Raw genomic sequence first — 19,056 nt, forward strand, 5'->3', positions numbered from 1 at the left:
TCGCATACGCCGTTCCCGGCGTGGCGCATCAAGCGAATGCAGCTGAACCGGCACAGAACCAGGATCCTCTTCGTGGCGGGCGATGTTCTTGCCGTCCTGCTCGCCAATATCCTTGCTCTTGCCCTCCGTTTCGACTTCAGGTGGTCCAGCATCACAGAGCCGGCCTTCCGGGCCACCGAGCTCCTCCTGATCGACGTCATCCTCACACCCGTCGTGTTCTTCACCGTGGGTTTGTACCAGAGCTACTGGAAGTACACGAGCCTGGACGACCTCCTGCGCCTGGTGCGCGCCGTGACCTACAGGACCGTGGGGCTCATCGTCCTGTTCTACGCCCTCGGATTCACCGGACTCTCGCGGGCGGTCGTGATCATCAACACGGTGCTGCTCCTGATGTTCACGGGAACGCTGCGGCTCGCGCCGCGCTTCCACTTCGAGTTCTTCTCCGCCCGCCGGCGCAGCCCCGGCAGCAGGACGCTGATCATCGGCGCCGGCGACACGGGGGAGTCGCTCCTCCGAGAGCTGAAGAAGACGCCCCATCTGGACTACAACCCCATCGGTTTCATCGATGACGACCTGGAGAAGAGGGGCATCAAGATTCACGGCGTGCCGGTCCTGGGGAACACCCGCTCCTTGGAGAAAATCATCGAGGAATTCGGCGCGCGGCAGGTGATTATCGCCATCCCTGGGGTGACGGGGACCGCGATGCGGGAGATCTTCGAGGTCTGCCGGCGGACAGGCGCGCATTTCCGGACGGTCCCGACACGGGGCGAGCTGCAGCGCGGTGCCGCCCGCGTGAGCCAGATCCGCCTGGTGGACATGGAGGACCTTCTGGGACGGGAGGTGGTCAGCCTGGACAACCAGTCGCTCCGCCGGAGCCTGAGCGGAAAGAGGGTGGTCGTCACGGGAGCGGCGGGGTCGATCGGCCGGGAGCTGGCCCGGCAGATCGCCACTTACGAGCCGGAGCAGCTGATCGTCCTGGACCGCAACGAGAACAACCTGTTCTATCTCGAAGCGGAGCTGCGCGAGGCGCACCCTCTGCTCAACCTCCTGGCGATCGTGGGAGATGTCCTGGATCGCAAGAAGATCGACCGGCTCTTCGCACACGCTCTTCCCCACGTGCTTTTCCACGCCGCCGCCTTCAAGCACGTGCCGCTCATGGAGCACAATGCCGCGGAGGCGGTGAAGAACAATGTCCTGGCGACGCGCGGCCTGGCGCTGTCCGCGCTCGAACACGGGGTGGAACGATTCGTCTACATCTCGACAGACAAGGCGGTTCGGCCCACCAGCGTCATGGGAGCGACAAAACGCCTGGGCGAGCGGCTGATCAAAAGCCTCGGGGGGGAGCGCACCCGGTTCATCTCGGTGCGGTTCGGCAACGTCCTGGGCAGCGACGGATCGGTCATCCCGACGTTTCGCAGGCAGATCGCAGCCGGAGGGCCGGTCACGGTCACCCATCCGGAGGCGTCGCGCTATTTCATGACGATCCCCGAGGCGGTGCAGCTCGTCCTGATGGCCGGGGCGATGGGAGAAGAGAACGAAACCTTCCTGCTGCAGATGGGACAACCGGTGCGAATCGTGGACATGGCGAGGAACATGATCGAGCTTTCGGGCCTGAGGCCTGAGGAGGACATCAAGATCGTCTTCACCGGCCTGCGCCCCGGAGAAAAGCTGCACGAGGAGCTGAAGAACGACTCCGAGGAGGCCCTCCCGACATCCAACGACAAGATCATGGTGCTGACCGGAGTCGAGCCCCTGGGAGCGGAGGATTGGCGCCATTACGAGACCCTGGAGGAGGCCGCCCTGGAGGGCGGGGCGGAGGAGGTCATCTCCGCCCTGAGACGGCTGGTGCTCGATTACGTCCCGGATTTGCCAGCCACGCGCCCCGGGGCGACGGCCGACCAGAAGGTCGTTGATCTCTTTCCGAAGAGGCGTCTCGATGCGCAGGCGTAGGAGTCCCTGAAATCGTATCTCCGCGTCCGGCCTTCATGCGCACCGCCCGTAGCACCGGTGCAATCTCCGGGTCCAGAGTCGCTTTCGGCCTCACGCTGGTGGTCTGGGTGCTCTCCGCCGGTATCGCGCGCGCGCAGGTCTTCCGCACCACGAGCGAGGGGCTGAACGTGGGGCACTTCGTGCTCTATCCTTCGGTCGCGTTCGAATACACGGACGACGACAATATCTTCTACGAGAGCCGGGAGCTGCCCGGCGATCAAATCATCAAGTCGGGCGTGAGGATTATCCGCCCCCGCATCCTGATGGACCTGCCGTTCAGGGCGAATCGCGTCCGCTGGGTCTACTCACCGGTCTACCGGGATTACACCAGCAAGAGCTTCGATCAGGCGCAGCGCATCAGCCATTTCTTCGATTTCGAGGCGACGCATCTTGGTCCTGTGTTCAGCATGCGTGCCTCGGATCACCTCGTCCTGGGCACCGTGGAGTTGCAGGAAGTGGACCGCGGAGGTGAGGCAGTCTTCGGGACGACCCCGTTCCGATCCTCTACGACGGAGGGGGAATTGACGCTCAACATGGGCGCCCGGAACGGCATCTCGTTCCTGCCCGTGTACACGGCGGTCACGTTCGACGACAGCAAGTCGGCTTCGTTCCTGGGCTACAGCAGGAAGCAGGTCGAGCTGCGTTTTCAGCACACCGTCAGCCTGCCGAGCCTGCTCTACGCCTTCTACTCCTTCGACGACACTCATCAGCAGCGCGAGCAGGTGCTTTTCGGAAAAGTCTCCTACGGCGCCCGCACCGCGGGCGTCGGCTTGCGCCGGTCCCTCAACCAGGAAGTCGTGACGTCTCTCAACGCGGGATACAAGGTGATCGATTTCACGGGCGGGTCCAGGAGCAATTTCGCGGGGCCTGTCTTCGACGCGAATGCCACCTGGCAGCTCGGCGACGCCACGGTGCTCGCAATGACGGCCGGACACCAGGCGTACCAGTCCTTTTATGTCAACAACAACTACTACGTCGATACGGAGCTGAGGCTCCACCTGACGCACCAGATCGGGCATAACGTCTTCTGGGACTCCTCGATCGCCTACACCAACAACCACTATGCGGACAAGCTGGACATATCGGTCACCCCGGAGACGCCGCCCAGTCAGGATCTGAATGCCGACGGGAGGATCGACGTCTATGAGTCGCTTCAGCCGTCGGTGGGCCGGCGACGACGCGATCACGTGTACCATGCCGAAATCGGCGCCGGCTGGCAGATCTCCCGGACCCTGCGGGTTTTCATCGGCTATAATTCCGATCGGCGCAGGTCGAACGTCGAACAGGTCGTTTCCGGAGAGACCATCGATCCCTTCGATTACAGCGTCAACCGCGTCCTCTTCCGGCTTGAAGCGGGGTGGCAGTGAGACTGCGACAGCTCGTCCTCATGGGTCTCGTGGTGCTGGTGCACTTTGCCACCGGGCCTTCCGGCCCGGTTTTTGGGCAGGGCCAGCCGGTTGCAACGACGCTCGAAGGCGTGAGCTTCAAGGAGGCCGACGACGGGGGGGTTCTCCAGGTCCAGATCGCCGGTCCGCTCCCGGCGTTTTCGTGCACGGTTCCGGCTCCCGGGACGAGGGACCTCGTCATCGAGCTGGCGGGCACGGGCACGCGCCTCCCGGATCGTCTCGACCTCAAGAATGCCGTCGTCCCTGAGGCCGTCATCGAGAGAGGAGCGAGCGGCGCGTCCGGTGTGCGGGTCAGGCTCGCGATCGAGCGGGGATTCCTGGCGCGCATCGAACAGTCGGAACACGGGCTGATCCTTCGATTCGCGCGCTCGAGTCCCCTGGAGATGACTGAGTACCGTGTCGGGGTGGGTGACAAGCTCGAGATCAACGTATTTGGCCACGAGGATCTCTCCAAGGTGGTGGAGGTACGTGCCGACGGGTCGATCAACTACCCCCTGATCGGAGACCTGCGCGTCGCCGGCAAGACCGTGGCGGAGATCGACGGCGAGGTCACGCGGATCCTGGGGAAGGACTACCTCGTCGATCCCCAGGTGAGCGTCGACGTCCGGGAATACCAGAGCCAGTGGGTGACGATCATCGGCGAAGTCCGGACTCCCGGGAAGTATGTCCTGAGGCGGAACATGCGAGTGATCGACGTCCTGGCGGAGGCCGGCGGGGCCTCGAAGGAGGCCGGGTCGCAGATCCTGATCACACGCCAGAGCGAAGACGGCGCACCTCGACAGATTGTCGTGGACCGCGATCGCCTGCTCAGCCAGAACAACCAGGACTCCAACATTCTCCTCCAGCATGGGGACATCCTGGCTGTCGGAGAGAAGGAGGTCTTCTACATCCGTGGTGAAGTGAACAAACCGGGCGCCTATCTTCTCGAGAGCGGAATGACGGTCCTGAAGGCGATCAGCCTCGCGGGCGGGTTCACGCAGTTCGCCAACCGAAAGCAGGTGGACGTTCTGCGGGCGGGCGGCAGCGGGGTCCAGTCGAAGTCCAGGGTCAACGTGAAGGCGATCGAAGACGGGAAGAAGGAAGACCCGCCGATCCGTCCGAACGATACCATTATCGTACCTCGCCGCATTTTCTAGCAGGGGAGATCTCACAAAGTCCTTGCAAACCGCGGCTTTGGTGATAGGATTACGTCATGCCTGACAGCCTCACCCCCGTCGAAGAAAAGCGGGAAGTCCATCTCCTCGATTACTGGCGGACCATCTGGCGCGGCCGCTGGACCATCCTGAGCATTTTCGTGGTGGTGTTCACGCTCGTGGCCATCGGCACCTTCACGCAGAAACCGTCGTACCGGGCCCAGGCTACGGTCGAGATCACGCCCCAGTCGCGCAAGGTCTCTCCGGTTGCCGAGGCCGCGGAGACAGGGATGGCGCAATACGGCTGGTTCGCAGAGGAGCGTTACTTCAACACTCAGTACGAAATCATCAAGAGCCGCGACATCGCCCGGCGGGTTTTCGATCGTCTCGATCTTTACAACCACCCCTTGTTCAAGGAGAGCACCGACCCGATCGGGGAGTTCACGCAGATGATCCTGGTCGCGCCGGTGAAGGACACGGGCATCGTTCAGGTCAGCATGGAGGGACTCAACCCGGAAGAAGTGGCGACGTGGGTGAACACGATCTCCGAGGCCTATGTCGATCGCAACCTGGACCAGGCCGTGGAGGTGACCTCGAAGTCGGTGAAGGCGCTCCTGAGCGAGATTGCCCCTCTGAAGGAGAAACTGGAAGACAGCCAGCGCACGAGCTTCGAGTTCGCCGAGAAGGCCAATCTGTACGTTCCGGAGAATCAGCAGAAGATCACCAACGACCGCCTGTCGACGCTGCAGAGTGAGCTCACGGAGACCCAGGTCAAGCGAGGGGAAATCGAGGGGCTGCTCAAGCAGATCGACTCGAACCATCAGAGCGGGGGGGCGTACGAGAGCATTCCTCAGATCAGCGGGGATCCCGTCGTCCGGGAGCTGTACGCGTCGAAGGTCGGCCTGGAGAGGGAGTATGAGCGCCTCCTGGTGACCTACAAGGACAAGCACATCCGCGTCCAGGAGAAACAGAAGGAGATCGAAGAAACAACCCAGAAGATAGCGTCGGAGGTCGACCGGATCATCATGGGCCTGAGGTCACAGTACGATCTTCTCAAGGACCGCGAGACGAAACTGGTCAGGGCAATTGATGAAACGCGGTCCGAGAGTCTCCAGGTCAATCGCAAGGCCTCGAGCTACGAGATGGTCCGAGGGGAGGCGACGGAGACCAAGCGCATCTATGACCTGATCAGCACCCGGGTCAAGGAGATCGACCTGAGCTCGAGTCTCATGAGCAACAACCTGAGAATCCTGGACAAGGCGCCCGTCCCGAAGGTGCCAGTCCGGCCACGCACCGTCCTCAACCTGACCGTCGGTCTGCTTCTCGGGCTTTTTCTGGGTGTGGGAATGGTTTTCTTCCTGGACTACATGGACAACACCGTGAGGACGGCCGAGGACGTGGAGCAGTATCTGAGGCTGAACCTTCTTGCGATCGTTCCCAAGCAGGCGGAGGGCACGCACTCCGCCGTCAAGGAGGCCTACCAGACCCTGCGGACGAGCCTTCTCTTCTCGCGGAAGCACCGTGGCGCCAACACGGTGCTGATCACCAGCGCCGGCCCACAGGAGGGCAAGAGCTGCACGGCCGTCAACGTGGCCCGGACGCTGGCCACGGCGGGCGAAAAGGTGATCATCGTGGACTGCGATCTTCGGCGCCCGGCGATCCACACGCGCCTCAATCTCAGCAGGGACGGCGGCGTGACCAACTACATCCTGTCGACGCAGGGGGATGATTGGCGCACCTACGTCAAGAGCACGGACCAGTCGAACCTGTTTGCCTTGACCTGCGGGCCGATTCCGCCGAACCCTGCCGACGTCTTCGGTCACGAGCGGTTCGTGAGTCTCCTCAAGGAGCTGCGCGCCGAGTTCGATTGGGTGTTCATCGACTCTCCGCCTGTCGTCTCTCTCGCCGACTCCATGATCCTCGCGTCGCTGGCCGATATGGTGGCCTTTGTCATCCGGCACAACGAGAACGACAAGGAATTGATCCGGCGGTGCGTGATGAACGTCCGGAAGATCAATCCCAACGTGATCGGCGCGGTGCTCAACAGCATCGATCTCGATCGCTCGCACTATAAGGATTACTACTACGTCGGCTACTACTACTATGGCGAGTCCTCCTCCACCAAAAAGAGCAGGAAGCGCAGGACGTCGCCGCCCATCGCCGCCGTGACGGATCCCGACTCGGAAGACAAGGTCACCCGTATCGTCGGGTGAGCCTGCCGCAGGGCACCCGATGGATCACGCCCGCGACCACCGGCCGCACCCCGTCGAGGAACAGCGGGCGGAGCGCAGCCGGATAGAGCGCGTCTACAGCGCCTATTCCTCAGATCCCTATTACGGAAAAATCTGGAGCGACGATACCGCCCGTTTCATCCTCGAACGGAAGTGGGAAGAGATCGGCCGCGTGCTGGGCGCAGAGGGCGTGGACACTTCCATGACGCGCCTCCTTGATCTGGGTGCCGGTAGTGGGGGAGATTGCGACCGATTCAGGCATCTCGGGCTTCGTCCCGAGCGTATCGTCGCCCTCGACCTCCTTCGGGAATACCCCCCCATAGCCAGGAGGTCCCACCCCTGGCTGGCTGCAGTGCAGGCGGATGGTGCGCTCCTCCCGTTGCGCGACGATTCGTTCGACGTCGTCTACCAGTCGACCATGCTGTCGAGCGTCCTTGACCGGGACCGGAGGACTCGGATTCTCCGCGAGGTCGGGCGGGTTCTCGCGCGCGGCGGGTTGTTCGTATCCTACGACACGCGTTACCCGAACCCCTGGAACAGGAACACGTGTCCCGTGTCGTCCGCCGAGATCGGCGCAGCCTTCCCGGGATGCCAGGTCCGCGTCCACAGCACGACGCCGATCCCCCAGCTCATTCGCCTTGTCCGATTCCTTCCCCGCGCGGTGTGGCGCGCCATCGAGAGGATTCCCCCGCTCCGCTCGCATCTTCTCGTTGTCGTACGGAAGGTGTGAAGGGGGATCGGTCGAGGGGACGGTGCGCCGTCTACCTGCCGCGGTCTTTTCCGACGCGTTTCCTGAAGTACGCGACCGTTCGGGACAGTCCCCGCTCGAGGGACACCGTCGGCCGCCAGCCGAGAACCTTTCGAGCGAGCGTGATATCGGGCTGGCGGACTTTAGGATCGTCGGTGGGCAGCGGATGGAAGACGATGCGACTCTTCGAATCGGTCTGCCGGATCACCTGGCGCGCCATCTCCAGCAGGGACAGCTCGTCCGGGTTGCCGAGGTTCATGGGTCCGGGGTGGGAGGACATCAGCAGCCGATAAAGGCCTTCGACCATGTCGTCGATGAAACAGAAGGAGCGAGTCTGGCTGCCATCCCCGAAGACGGTCACGGGTCTCCTGGTGAGGCTCTGGGTCATGAAGGCAGGGATGGCGCGGCCATCGTTCAGGCGCATGCGCGGGCCGTAGGTGTTGAAGATCCGCGCGATCTTGGCGTCGACACCGTGCGTGTCCCGGTAGGCCACGGTCAGCGCCTCCCCGAATCGCTTGGCTTCGTCGTAGACACCGCGCGGTCCGACCGGGTTGACATTTCCCCAATAGGACTCCTTCTGCGGGTGCACGAGCGGATCGCCGTAGACCTCGGATGTCGAGGCCAGGAGGAACGTTGCCCCCTTCGCCTTCGCCAGCCCGAGCGCCTTGTGCGTGCCGAGAGAACCGACCTTGAGAGTCTGGATCGGAAGCTCAAGGTAATCCCTCGGACTCGCCGGGCTGGCGAAATGCAGGATATAGTCCACCGGCCCCTCGATGTAGATGTAGTTCGTGACGTCGAGGTTGATGAACGTGAAGCGCGGGTTACGGATGTGTGCGATGTTGTCGGTGCTGCCTGTCAGCAGATTGTCGACGCAGACGACCTCGAAGCCGCGTCGAAGAAAAGAATCGCAGAGGTGGGAGCCGATGAACCCGGCGCCGCCGGTGATCAGGACACGGCGAGGACGGCGGGATCCCGATCGGCGCGAGCGGCGCAAACCTGACTTCTTCATGATTCCCAGGGCCCCCTCAACGCATGAAGCGCAGACTATATCACCAGGCCGAGCCCGTACGTTTCGCGGCGCCGCCTGCTGCGTCGCTCTGATGAGAGGCGCGGCTCAGGGCCCTGGCCGACACGGTCATTCCGCTCCTGGCGTCGTGGGGGCTGTCGTCCGGTCCCGGTCCGCCGCGCCACAACGGCCGAAACATGCTGCCTTTTCCAGGCGGTTGCTATAATGCCCGCCCAAGCGGCGACGCGTTCACGGACGACCGCAAGGGGGCGCCTTTGAGGGACCGGTTCTCACTCTGGCTGGGCCCGATCCTCGCCAGCGGGTTGATACGAACGATGCGCCACCTTCTTCGCTTGACCCGCGTCGGCGAGAACGTGGTTCTCGACCTGCACCAGTCAGGCCGTCCCTACGTGCACGCCTTCTACCACGACCAGCTTCTCATGATGACCTACTCCTACCTGGGGCAGCCGCACGGGCGGAGGCTTGTGGTCCTGAGCAGCCGCCACCGGGATGGAGAGTACGTGTCGCGCACCTTGGAGAGGTTCGGGCACCAGATGGTGCGCGGGTCCACGGGGCGCGGCGCGGTGGCCGGCCTGAAGGAGATGATCCGCCATCTGCGGGACGGCCGGGACGTCGCCTTCGCGACCGACGGCCCGCGCGGCCCGCGCCACCAGGTGCAGATGGGCGCGATCGAGGCCGCCCGACTGGGACGCGCCCCGCTGGTCCCGGTTGTCTTCGCCGCATCTAAAAAAAAACTCTCCGATCCTGGGACGCCTTCCAGATCCCGCTGCCATTCGCCAGGGCCATCATCGTCTACGGTGACGCAGTCGAGGTTCCGTTCGAAGCAGACCGCCACGTCATGGAGTTGAAGCGACTCGCCCTCCAGGGAGCACTCGATCGTCTGACCGAAGAGGCGGAGACACTGGCCCGCGGCGATCGCAAAGCATCGGCCTCGGGGTCGCGTGCCGTGGACACGCGATGAGCGTAGGCGGTGTCGCGCGCGTCCTGATCGTCGCGGGGGAAGCTTCGGGCGATCTCTACGGCAGCCTGGTGATGCGCGCGATGGCCGAGCCTTTGCATCCCCCCGGCGGCCGGATCGGCGCGTCGTCCGGAGCCGAGACGCCCAGTCCTGGTGTCCGGTTCACCGGCATCGGCGGGCCGGCCATGCGCGCCGCCGGTCTCGCGCCTCTGGGCGACGCCGGGACGTTGGGGGTCACCGGCTTTCTCGAGGTCCTCGGGAGCGCGCGCGCCATCTGGCGCGCCTACCGCGAGGCCCGGGCCCTCCTGTCTTCGGCGGAGCGACCCGACCTGGTGCTGCTGATCGATTATCCCGACTTCAACCTGCGCCTGGCGACGCATGCCAGGAATGCCCGGGTGCCGATCCTCTATTTCGTCAGCCCGCAAGTCTGGGCCTGGCGCAAGGGTCGGGTGAAGCAGATCGCCAGGACGGTCGATCGGATGCTGGTGATCCTGCCGTTCGAAGAGGAGATCTACCGGCAGGCGGGTGTTCCGGTGGAGTTCGTCGGACACCCTCTCCTGGATCTCGTCCATCCGGTGCTCACCCGGGATCAGGCGCTACGTCCCCTGGGTCTCGATCCGGGGCGGCCGACCGTGGCGTTGCTCCCCGGGAGCCGCCGGAACGAGCTTCGCGCCCACCTGGGGATCATGCGGGCCGCGGCGCTGCGTTTGCGCGAGGAGTTCCGCGACCTGCAGGTCCTTCTGCCCGTCGCGCCGACTCTCGCGACGGGCGACGTGGAGCAGATCCTGCGCGCGGGGCGCAGGCGAGGCCCAGGGGCCGGCGCCGGGGGGGCCGACTTCGAGTGCGTCCTCGTGCGCGAGGGTCGCTACGATGCCTTGGCGGCTTGTGATGCCGCGATAGTGGCCTCCGGAACGGCGACGGTGGAGACCGCCCTCCTGGGGGTCCCGATGGTGATCGTCTACAGGATGAACGCGCTCACCTTCGCCCTCGCCCGCCTCATCTCCGACGTGCCGCACGTCGGGATGCCGAATCTGATCGCCGGCGAGAGGATCGCCCCCGAGCTGGTGCAGAACGAGTGCACGCCGGAGCGCATCGCCGTCGAGCTGCGGCGCCTCCTGACCGATCCGCCCGCGGCGGAGACGATGCGCCGGGCCTTGTCCGGCGTGCGCTCGCGACTAGGCCGGCCGGGCGCCATCGCGAGGGTCGCGGCGGCCGCTTGGGATATGATCGGCGCGCGCGGCCGCAAGCACGCGGCCTGAGCCGTCACGAGGACAGACGAGGAACGAGGACGGGATGAGGAGGGAGGGCCATCTCGGGCAGGTCATGAGCATGACCGGGTTCGGCCAGGGAGTGGTCGAGCGCGACGGCGTACGGGTCCAGGTTGAGCTGAAGGGGGTCAACCACCGGTTCCTGGACGTCAAGATGAGGCTGCCGGGCGAGGTCGGTCTGCTGGAGCCCGCGCTGCGCACCGTGATCCAGGAGCGGGTGTCGCGTGCGCGCATCGACATCGCCGTGGTGATCGTCTCATCGCGCCCCGCGTCCTCGCAGGTCGTGATCAATCGGGGCCTCGTGTCCGAATACTTGCGCGCGGTCGACACCCTCAAGACGGAGTTCAGCCTGACGGGGGCAGTCGGTGTGGAGTCGATCCTGAGTCTGCCGGGGGTGGTTGTGTTCCAGGCGGAGGCGGCGCAGGCTGATGGTGTCGCCGCGGCCCTCCTCACCGAGGCTTTGTGTCGGGCGCTCGACGTGTACGACACGATGCGCGCTTCGGAGGGGAGGCGCCTGGCGGATGATCTCAAGGTCCGCCTGCAGGATATCCGCGCCGCGGGGCGCCGCATCGCGGAGGAGGCCCGTGGACTCCCGGAGACGTACGCGCGCCGGCTCAAGGAGCGCGTCGCAACGCTCCTGAGCGGCGAGCGGGCGCTTGACGAGTCCCGGCTAGCGCAGGAGGTGGCCCTTCTGGCGAGCCGAGCGGACATCACCGAAGAGCTGGTCCGGCTTCAGGGTTACCTGGACCAGGCGGAGGAGACGCTGTCCCGGCCGCAAGGGTCGATCGGCAAGACACTCGATTTCATCATGCAGGAAATGAACCGGGAGGCGAACACGATCTCCTCGAAGTCAGAGACGCTGCCAATCTGCCAGGGGGCGCTCTTGATCAAGGCCGAGGTAGAGAAGATCCGCGAGCAGGCGCAGAACCTCGAATGAGCGCGGGCGCGTGCGACGGAGAAAGGAGGGGCGCGTGACCCGGGCCGCCGGCGGAAGGGCCGCCGACCGGGATCGTGATCCGCAAGGATCGGTCCTGGTAATCTCCGCCCCCTCCGGCGCGGGCAAGACCACGCTCTGCAAGCGCCTCCTGGAGGAGGACCGGAAGGTTGATTTCTCCGTGTCGTTCACCACACGCCCGCCACGCGCCGGGGAGAGGGATGGCGCGGATTACTTCTTCGTGGATCGAGAGGAGTTCGAGCGCCGGCGCGATCGGGGGGAGTTCGTCGAATGGGCCGTGGTCGGAGGGCATCTCTACGGCACGTCGGTGGAGGGGGTGAAGGAGGCGGCGGCGCGCGGCCGCGACATCCTCCTCGACATCGATACGCAGGGGGCCGTGAACATCCGCCGCCTGATCCCCGAGGCGGTGCTCATCTTCATTCTTCCCCCCGGCAGGGCGGCGCTCAAGGAGCGGCTCACCAAGCGCGGCACAGACGGGCCCGAGGAGATGGCCCGCCGGCTGCGGCTGGCGCGGGGCGAGGTGGAGAGGAGTCCGACCTACGACTACGTCATCATCAACGACGATTTCGAGGTCGCCTACCGTCAGCTGCGAGCAGTCGTGGAGGCGGCGCGCTGCCGGACCGATAGGCAGAAGGCGCGCCTGGAAGCAATTCTGCGCGAGTTCACCGATCATTGCTAGAAACCTGACCGAAAAACGGAGCGGGCAAGAATCGTCCAGTGCGGATGATCGGTTGACGATGAGCGAGACTCCTGAATCCAGACGAAACAGTGTTCTCTCGCCTCCGCGCGGAACCGCCCGCAGGAGCGTCTTGTGGGTCGTGTTCGGTGTCGCTCTTCTCGCGCGTCTTTCGGTGTTCTCGGTCAATTCTTTGAGGGGCGAGCCTTTCTTCCAGCTGCCGGATTCCCACAGTTACATCGAAACCGCGAGGAGTCTCCTGGAGCACGGTGCCATTCAAGATGATGCGGGGAAGCCGGCCGAGGGGCGCGTCCCGGGCTACCCCCTGGTGCTGGCTCTCATTTTTGCGACAGGCATCGCCTCACCTCTTCGGGTGACGGGTGCGGTCCTCGTGCAGTGTCTCCTGGGGGCATGGGTCGTTGTTCTCGCCGCGCGATCGTCCCGGGCGCTGCCAGGATACCTCGGCGTTCTTCCTGTCGGGCTTCTTCTGGCGATGGAACCCTCAGCCATGGCCTACTCGAATGTGATTCTGTCGGAGATGCTGTACTCCCTGGTCCTTCTTCTGGCGCTCCAGGCCTGGGAACGTTATCTGAGACTTCAGGATACCGGTACCCTGCTGTGGCTGGGTGCGGTTCTGGGGGTCTTGCCTCTGGTTCGCCCGATCGGTCAGTTCTTTCCGCTGGCAGTCCTGCCGGTTCTCGTGTGGGCGCGGTGGGGCAGGGCGGGGATGGTCCGCGGAATCGGTATTTTCATGCTGGTTGCATTGTCGCCGGCCATCGCCTGGTCTTTGCGCAACTACATTGAACTGGGATTCTATGAACTGCACTCGACCGGCCCATGGGCCCAGGCCATATTCGCCCAGGACGTGGAGAGCCACAGCAGTCGGAACGACCCGTCTCCGACCGACAGCTACATCAAACCATGGGAGCCCGGTTTCGGCACGGACCAGGGCCTCACATCGCGGGAAGCCTCCGTTCAGCGCACGGCGTACTTCCGCACGACCCTCGCCGCCCATCCAGGTGTGGCTGCCCGACAGTGGCTGACCAACTGCATCTTCCTGATGGGTGTGCCGGACTCCATGCTGGCCGCGATCCTTCTGGAGCACCCGCCGAAAATCCCGGAGGGCAGTGTGCGTGGCCGGATCGGGTGGCTCGGCGAGCTGGGGCTGCTGGCTGTGCCGGTGGCCCTGGGCATGATGATTTCCCTCGGGGGGATGGCAGCCATCCCCTGGCTCCTGGCGCGCTGGGGACGGTGGACTCCTCATATGCAAAAAGTCATGTGTTTCGTCGTGATCGCGGTCCTGTATCACTGCGCAATCTCTTCGTTCGTGGGTCATCAGGGCGAGCGCTATCGCGTCCCCATCATACCTTTCCTGGCCCTTCTGCTCAGCTCGGGCGTGGGGCACCTTATTCGAGGAACGGAGTCAACCTCGGGAGGGTGATGGTCCACCCGACAGAACCTCACCCCGCGCGGGCAGCATGACATCTCATGACTCTTCCTGGAGCGTCTCCCCCGGCGGAATCGCCGGCCGGGGCCCGGACGGCCTTCTTCTCGATCCAGCAGCCCCTTTTCGTCTAGAATAAGGCCTGGAACGCCCTTCACTTCCGGTTCATGGAGGTTCGATGATTCCCACCGAGAACATCGGCAACAAGTTCGAGTTCATCTCCGTAGCGGGCGAACGCTGCAAGCAGCTGCAGCGGGGGGCCCGTGCGCGGGTGGAGACGATGGCGCACAAGCCCGTGACCATCGCGATGCAGGAAGTGATCGCCGGCGCGATTCCTTACAGCTACGGTCCCTTCCCCGAGGAGTACCCGGTCGAGGAGGTCGCCGAAGTGACGACGGAGACGTACCCCGCCGACGGCGCCGGTCTGGAGAACCGTGAGCCGGGAAGCTGACGGTCGGAAGCGACGGTCGGCCGGCGGGGTCGTGACGGACGGCAGGCGCCCGGACCTCTCCGAGGATCGTGGTGCGGAGGCGGGGCGCGCCGATCTGCGCATCGCCCTCGGCGTGAGCGGAGGAATCGCGGCGTACAAGGCGGCCGAGGTGGTGCGGGGGCTGGTGAAGGCCGGCGCGGAAGTGCACGTGATCATGACCCCGGGGGGGCAGCGGTTCATCACGCCGCTCACCCTGCAGACGCTCAGCGGGCAGCCGGTGATCACGGGTCAATGGGACCTGTCGCGGGGCGCCGACGTGCAGCACATCACCCTGGCGCGCGGACTCGACCTGTTCCTGGTCGCCCCCGCGACCGCCGACATTCTGGCCAAGCTGGCGCACGGCATCGCCGACGATTTCCTGAGCACCTTCTATCTGGCGGTGACGGCGCCGGTCGCGGTGGCGCCCGCCATGAACGTGTGGATGTGGGAGCACCCCGCCACGCAGGCCAACCTCGCCCTCCTGAAGACGCGCGGCGTGCGCGTCATCGAGCCTGGGATCGGGGACCTGGCGTGCGGCGACGAGGGGGTGGGCCGCATGGCGGAGCCCGATGTCATCGTCGACGCCGCGCTGGCGGTCGTTAAAAAAAAACTCCGCGGTCGCTTGAAGGCCGCCGCGTCCTCGTGACGGCGGGGCCGACGCGCGAGGCGCTCGACCCGGCCCGATTCCTCAGCAACCCTTCCACCGGAAAGATGGGGTACGCCCTCGCGTCCGAGGCGCTGGCGCGCGGCGCCGAGGTCACCCTGATCTCGGGCCCGACGATGCTCGCTCCGCCCGCGGGAGCCAGCCTCGTCCGGGTGATCACGGCGGACGAGATGTTCCGCGCCGCCCTCAACCAGGCCCCCGGCGTCGACCTCGTCCTCAAGGCGGCGGCGGTCGCCGACTACCGTCCCGAGGAGCGCTCCCGCGGCAAGATCAAGAAGGAGTCGCTGCGTCGCAAGGCACTCAAGGGGCGCGGCGCCGATCGCGCCATCCTTCTGCGCCTCATGCCCACTCCCGACATCCTGGAGGAGCTTGGACGGCGCAAGAAGCCGGGGCAGGTCCTGGTCGGATTCGCGGCGGAGACCGGCGACCTCGAGTCGAATTCGCTGAAGAAGCTCCGGAAGAAGAACCTCGATCTGGTCGTCGCCAACCGCATCGGCAGGGAGGGGGAGGGATTCGAAGCGGACACGAACCGCGCCCTGGCGATCGATGCAGGAGGACGCAGGACCGAGTTGCCCCTGATGTCCAAGGAGGCGATGGCGTCGAGGATTCTCGACCTGGCGGAGCGGTTGCTGCGTGAAGGGGATGCGGGGCGGCCCCGCCGTCGCCCGGCGGACGCCCGGCCGGAGGCGCCCTGATGCAGGCACACGACGACCTTGGGACTCTGCGGGCGCGGCTCGAGTGGCTGCGTCTCCTGGGCGTGGAGGATCTGCCGGTCCCCCGGGCGGCGAGCCGGTCGGTCGCGTCCGAGCCGCCGGCCGCCGCCCGCTCCGGGGCGGCCCCGGAGGATCGCCGCAGGGGCGCGCAGGCCGGCCTGTTCGGGGGGGTGGAGGATGTCGACGTCCCCGCGCCATCCGCTGCGGGGGGGCGCGGTCGTGGAGCCGAACGAGCGACTTCGCCGCTCGCCGCTGCGCGGGCGCCCGAGGCGCCGGACTCGGAAACGGCGCTGCGAATCGTCCGGGACGATCTCGGCGAGTGCACCCGCTGCGGGCTGCACCGCAACCGCACCAACATCGTGTTCGGCGTTGGCGATCCGAAGGCGCGTCTGTTTTTCGTCGGCGAAGGTCCGGGGGCCGATGAGGATCTGAGAGGGGAGCCGTTCGTCGGGCGGGCCGGCCAGCTCCTCACCCGGATCATCGAGTCGATGGGAATGGAGCGAAAGGACGTCTACATCGCCAACGTGGTGAAATGCCGGCCACCGGAGAACCGCACGCCGCTGCCCGACGAGATCGCCACCTGTTCACCCTTCCTGTTCCAGCAGATCATGGCGATCCGACCGCGCGTGGTCGTCTGCCTCGGAACGCCCGCTGCGCAGACGGTCCTGGGCACGCGGGACACCATCACGCGGCTCCGCGGGACGTTCCATCATATCGGCGGCATCCGCGTCATGCCGACCTTCCACCCGGCCTACCTTCTGCGTAATCCCTCCGCCAAGAGGGAGGTCTGGGACGACATGAAGAAGGTCATGGCCGAGCTGAAGACACCGGAATGAGCCTCCTCGTCGCCTCGGTCGCCGTGCCGCGGCCGGTGCGACGCCTGTTCACCTACTCGGTCCCTCCCGCGCTCGCCCCGCGCTGCCGGCCGGGTGTGCGCGTGATCGTTCCGTTCGGCCGGAGTCTGCTGACCGGGTACCTGCTCGACGTGCACGAGTCGGGGAAGGATCGGGGAACGTCCCCTCCGCTCAAGCCGATCGAGGAGGTCCTCGATTCCGAGCCGGTCCTGGACGCGCAGGTCCTCGAGCTGACCCGGTTCGCCGCGGACTACTACGTGTCGTCCCTGGGCGAAATGATCCGATCCGCCCTGCCGGGGATGAAGGCCCGCGTCGAGAAGGTCGTATCGATGACCGCCGCCGGTCGTGCCGCGCTCGGGGGCGGTGGCGGGGTTCTCCTGGACGCTTCGCTCCCCCGTATCGCGTCGGACCCTCTGGCGCGGGAGATCCTCGGGGTCGTCGCGGAGTTCACCTCCGCGCACGGTGCCGCGCTCCGTCTGCCCGACCTGAAGCGCCGGGTCGGCCCGCGGTTCAAGCCGGCCCTCCTGGAGAGGCTCCGCCGGGGGAGTCTCGTCGAGGTGACCGAGATCGCCACGTCCCCCGGGCTGCGACCGCGCGTCGAGGAGCATGCCCTGCTGCGGGAGAGACCCGGGGGAGGAAGGGTGCCCGTCCCTGGCGACGCGACGGTCCTCGATCTGGAGGAGGCTCCGCGTGGCAGGCGCCGGAAGCGTCTTCTGGACGTCCTGACCGGGCACGGCGGGACAATGCCGGTCGCCGATCTCCTCCGCCTTGCGGGCGCTCCGCGCGCGACGCTGCGGAGCCTCGAGGCGGCCGGGCGTGTGAGCATCGAGGGGGTCGAGTCACCCCGGCGTCCAGCGTCCCTCGAGATGGCCCTGGAGCCGCGGGTGCCTGTCACGCCCACTCCGGACCAGGCGCGGGCGATCGAGACGATCCGGGAAGCCCTCGAGTCGCAGAGCTTCTCCCCGTTCCTCCTGCACGGCGTGACGGGGAGCGGCAAGACCGAGATCTACCTCCGCGCGATCGAGGCGGCCGTCGCCTCGGGGCGCAGGGCCCTCTACCTGGTGCCGGAGATCGGACTGACCCCGCTTCTGGCGCGGCGGATGCGCTCGCGGTTCGGAGAGGTCCTGGCTCTCCTGCACTCCGGTCTGACGGACGGAGAGCGCTACGACGAGTGGCGGCGCATCCGCGACGGCAGGGTCGACGTCGTCCTGGGAGCGCGCTCGGCCGTGTTCGCCCCGATCCCCGGACTCGGGCTGATCGTCGTCGACGAGGAGCACGACGCCTCCTACAAGCAGGAGGAGCACCCTCGTTACAACGGCCGCGACCTGGCGATCCTGCGTGGCAAGCTGGCGAAGGCGGTCGTCATCCTGGGGTCGGCCACGCCGTCGATGGAGACCTTCCTGCAGGCGCGGCGCGGCCGTTACCGGATGCTGTCGCTTCCGGGACGGATCGGCAGCGCCGGTCTGCCGCTGGTGGAGCGTGTCGACATGCGGCGGGAATTCCAGGAGGTCGGGCGGGAAACGATCCTGTCGCGGCGGCTGATCGCGGGACTCGAGGAACGCCTGCGGCGGGGCGAGCAGAGCCTGGTGCTGCTGAATCGGCGCGGCTTCTCCACCTTCGTCCTGTGCCGTTCCTGCGGGGAGCAGGTCCAGTGCCGGCAGTGCAGCATCCCGATGACGCTGCACCTGCGCCGGAAGCGCCTGAACTGTCACTATTGCGACGACAGCAGACCGGTCCCTTCGGCCTGCCCGATCTGCGGCAGCGCGCACCTGCATTTCGGCGGGACCGGCACCGAACGGCTGGAGGAGGTCCTGAAGACCGCCCTGCCGGGGGCGCGCGTCGCCAGACTGGATCGCGACACGGCGCGCGGCCGGGGTGCCGTGGAGAGTCTCCTGACGCGCGTCGAGCGCGGCGAGGTGGACATCCTGCTGGGCACCCAGATGATCGCCAAGGGGCACGATTTCCCGAACGTCACTCTCGTCGGGGTCGTGGCCGCGGACGCCCTTCTCGCGCTCCCCGATTTCAGGGCGGGGGAGCGGGCCTTCCAGCTCCTGGCGCAGGTCGCCGGGCGCAGCGGCCGCGGTGAGCGGGCCGGTGAAGTGATCGTGCAGGCGTACTATGCCGACCATCACGCCATCCGTCACGCCTGCGATCACGACTACGCCGGCTTCGCGGCCCGCGAGCTGACCTTTCGTCGGGCCATGAACTACCCGCCCTACGCCGCGCTTGCGGTTCTGCTGGTCAAGGGACGAGTCTTCGAGCGCGCCCGGGAGGAGGCGGGGGGCATCGCGCGGATCCTCCGCGGACTGGCGGGGCGGCGCATCCAGGTCCTGGGCCCCGCGCCGGCCCCCCTCGAGCGTCTGCGCGGCGACTACCGCGTGCAGATTATCGTGAAGGCCCCGAACCGGAAGGACCTGCAGGCGACCGTCGCCGACACTCTGCAGGCGCTCGACCGGATCAAGCCGAACGTGGAGAACCTCGTGATCGACATCGATCCGATGTCGACGCTCTAGGACAGGTC

General features: G+C 66.1%; 16 protein-coding genes. 15 read left to right on the forward strand and 1 reads right to left on the reverse strand.

Translation table 11 applies throughout. From position 1 onward, the window contains the following. Nucleotides 1-72 precede the first annotated feature (72 nt). From VEW47_13125 to VEW47_13145, 5 genes are read left to right on the forward strand one after another with little or no spacing between them, the layout of a single operon-like run. Nucleotides 73-1,950, forward strand: a complete 1,878-nt coding sequence (locus tag VEW47_13125; protein HYS06128.1) for a nucleoside-diphosphate sugar epimerase/dehydratase — start codon at nucleotides 73-75, stop codon at nucleotides 1,948-1,950. Between the two features lie 35 nt (nucleotides 1,951-1,985). Further along, nucleotides 1,986-3,356 carry a hypothetical protein gene (locus VEW47_13130; GenBank protein ID HYS06129.1) on the forward strand — a complete coding sequence of 457 codons (1,371 nt, stop codon included), beginning with the start codon at nucleotides 1,986-1,988 and terminating at the stop codon, nucleotides 3,354-3,356. Beyond that, nucleotides 3,353-4,531, forward strand: coding sequence for a polysaccharide biosynthesis/export family protein (locus VEW47_13135; GenBank protein ID HYS06130.1), 1,179 nt, complete (start codon nucleotides 3,353-3,355; stop codon nucleotides 4,529-4,531). Before VEW47_13130 ends, VEW47_13135 begins: the two co-directional genes overlap by 4 nt. Before the next feature lie 56 nt (nucleotides 4,532-4,587). Continuing rightward, nucleotides 4,588-6,741, forward strand: a complete 2,154-nt coding sequence (locus VEW47_13140) for a polysaccharide biosynthesis tyrosine autokinase (GenBank protein ID HYS06131.1) — start codon at nucleotides 4,588-4,590, stop codon at nucleotides 6,739-6,741. 19 nt (nucleotides 6,742-6,760) lie between these two features. Next, nucleotides 6,761-7,489, forward strand: coding sequence for a class I SAM-dependent methyltransferase (locus tag VEW47_13145; protein HYS06132.1), 729 nt, complete (start codon nucleotides 6,761-6,763; stop codon nucleotides 7,487-7,489). 31 nt (nucleotides 7,490-7,520) lie between these two features. On the opposite strand, the gene VEW47_13150 is transcribed toward VEW47_13145, so the two are convergent. Next, nucleotides 7,521-8,516 carry a UDP-glucuronic acid decarboxylase family protein gene (locus VEW47_13150; protein HYS06133.1) on the reverse strand — a complete coding sequence of 332 codons (996 nt, stop codon included), beginning with the start codon at nucleotides 8,514-8,516 and terminating at the stop codon, nucleotides 7,521-7,523. 332 nt (nucleotides 8,517-8,848) lie between these two features. On the opposite strand from VEW47_13150, the gene VEW47_13155 reads away from it, so the two are divergent. The 10 genes from VEW47_13155 to priA all read left to right on the forward strand — a co-directional run bounded on the left by VEW47_13155 (nucleotide 8,849) and on the right by priA (nucleotide 19,048). After that, on the forward strand, nucleotides 8,849-9,382 hold the full coding sequence (locus VEW47_13155; protein ID HYS06134.1) for a DUF374 domain-containing protein: 534 nt from the start codon (nucleotides 8,849-8,851) through the stop codon (nucleotides 9,380-9,382). A 109-nt stretch (nucleotides 9,383-9,491) separates the two neighbouring features. Next, on the forward strand, nucleotides 9,492-10,751 hold the full coding sequence (gene lpxB, locus VEW47_13160; protein HYS06135.1) for a lipid-A-disaccharide synthase: 1,260 nt from the start codon (nucleotides 9,492-9,494) through the stop codon (nucleotides 10,749-10,751). A gap of 34 nt (nucleotides 10,752-10,785) precedes the next feature. Then, nucleotides 10,786-11,697 carry a YicC/YloC family endoribonuclease gene (locus VEW47_13165; protein HYS06136.1) on the forward strand — a complete coding sequence of 304 codons (912 nt, stop codon included), beginning with the start codon at nucleotides 10,786-10,788 and terminating at the stop codon, nucleotides 11,695-11,697. 10 nt (nucleotides 11,698-11,707) lie between these two features. Further along, complete coding sequence (gmk, locus tag VEW47_13170; GenBank protein HYS06137.1) at nucleotides 11,708-12,394, forward strand: guanylate kinase; 687 nt, start codon at nucleotides 11,708-11,710, stop codon at nucleotides 12,392-12,394. A gap of 130 nt (nucleotides 12,395-12,524) precedes the next feature. Further along, complete coding sequence (locus VEW47_13175; protein HYS06138.1) at nucleotides 12,525-13,832, forward strand: hypothetical protein; 1,308 nt, start codon at nucleotides 12,525-12,527, stop codon at nucleotides 13,830-13,832. Nucleotides 13,833-14,013: 181 nt separating this feature from the next. Then, a complete protein-coding gene (gene rpoZ / locus VEW47_13180) occupies nucleotides 14,014-14,286 on the forward strand; it encodes a DNA-directed RNA polymerase subunit omega (GenBank protein HYS06139.1) in 273 nt (90 codons plus the stop codon). Continuing rightward, entirely contained in the window at nucleotides 14,270-14,950 is a 681-nt protein-coding gene (locus VEW47_13185; GenBank protein HYS06140.1) for a flavoprotein, read from the forward strand. Before rpoZ ends, VEW47_13185 begins: the two co-directional genes overlap by 17 nt. Next, nucleotides 14,947-15,663 (forward strand): phosphopantothenoylcysteine decarboxylase, encoded by a 717-nt coding sequence (locus tag VEW47_13190; GenBank protein ID HYS06141.1) that lies wholly within the window; start codon nucleotides 14,947-14,949, stop codon nucleotides 15,661-15,663. Before VEW47_13185 ends, VEW47_13190 begins: the two co-directional genes overlap by 4 nt. Then, entirely contained in the window at nucleotides 15,663-16,517 is an 855-nt protein-coding gene (locus VEW47_13195) for a uracil-DNA glycosylase (protein ID HYS06142.1), read from the forward strand. The genes VEW47_13190 and VEW47_13195 overlap by 1 nt, the downstream gene beginning before the upstream one ends. Beyond that, nucleotides 16,514-19,048, forward strand: a complete 2,535-nt coding sequence (gene priA, locus VEW47_13200; protein HYS06143.1) for a primosomal protein N' — start codon at nucleotides 16,514-16,516, stop codon at nucleotides 19,046-19,048. Before VEW47_13195 ends, priA begins: the two co-directional genes overlap by 4 nt. Nucleotides 19,049-19,056 lie beyond the last annotated feature (8 nt).

It is taken from the genome of Candidatus Dormiibacterota bacterium, from assembly GCA_035635555.1.
Taxonomy (GTDB): Bacteria; Acidobacteriota; Polarisedimenticolia; order Gp22-AA2; family Gp22-AA2; genus Gp22-AA3.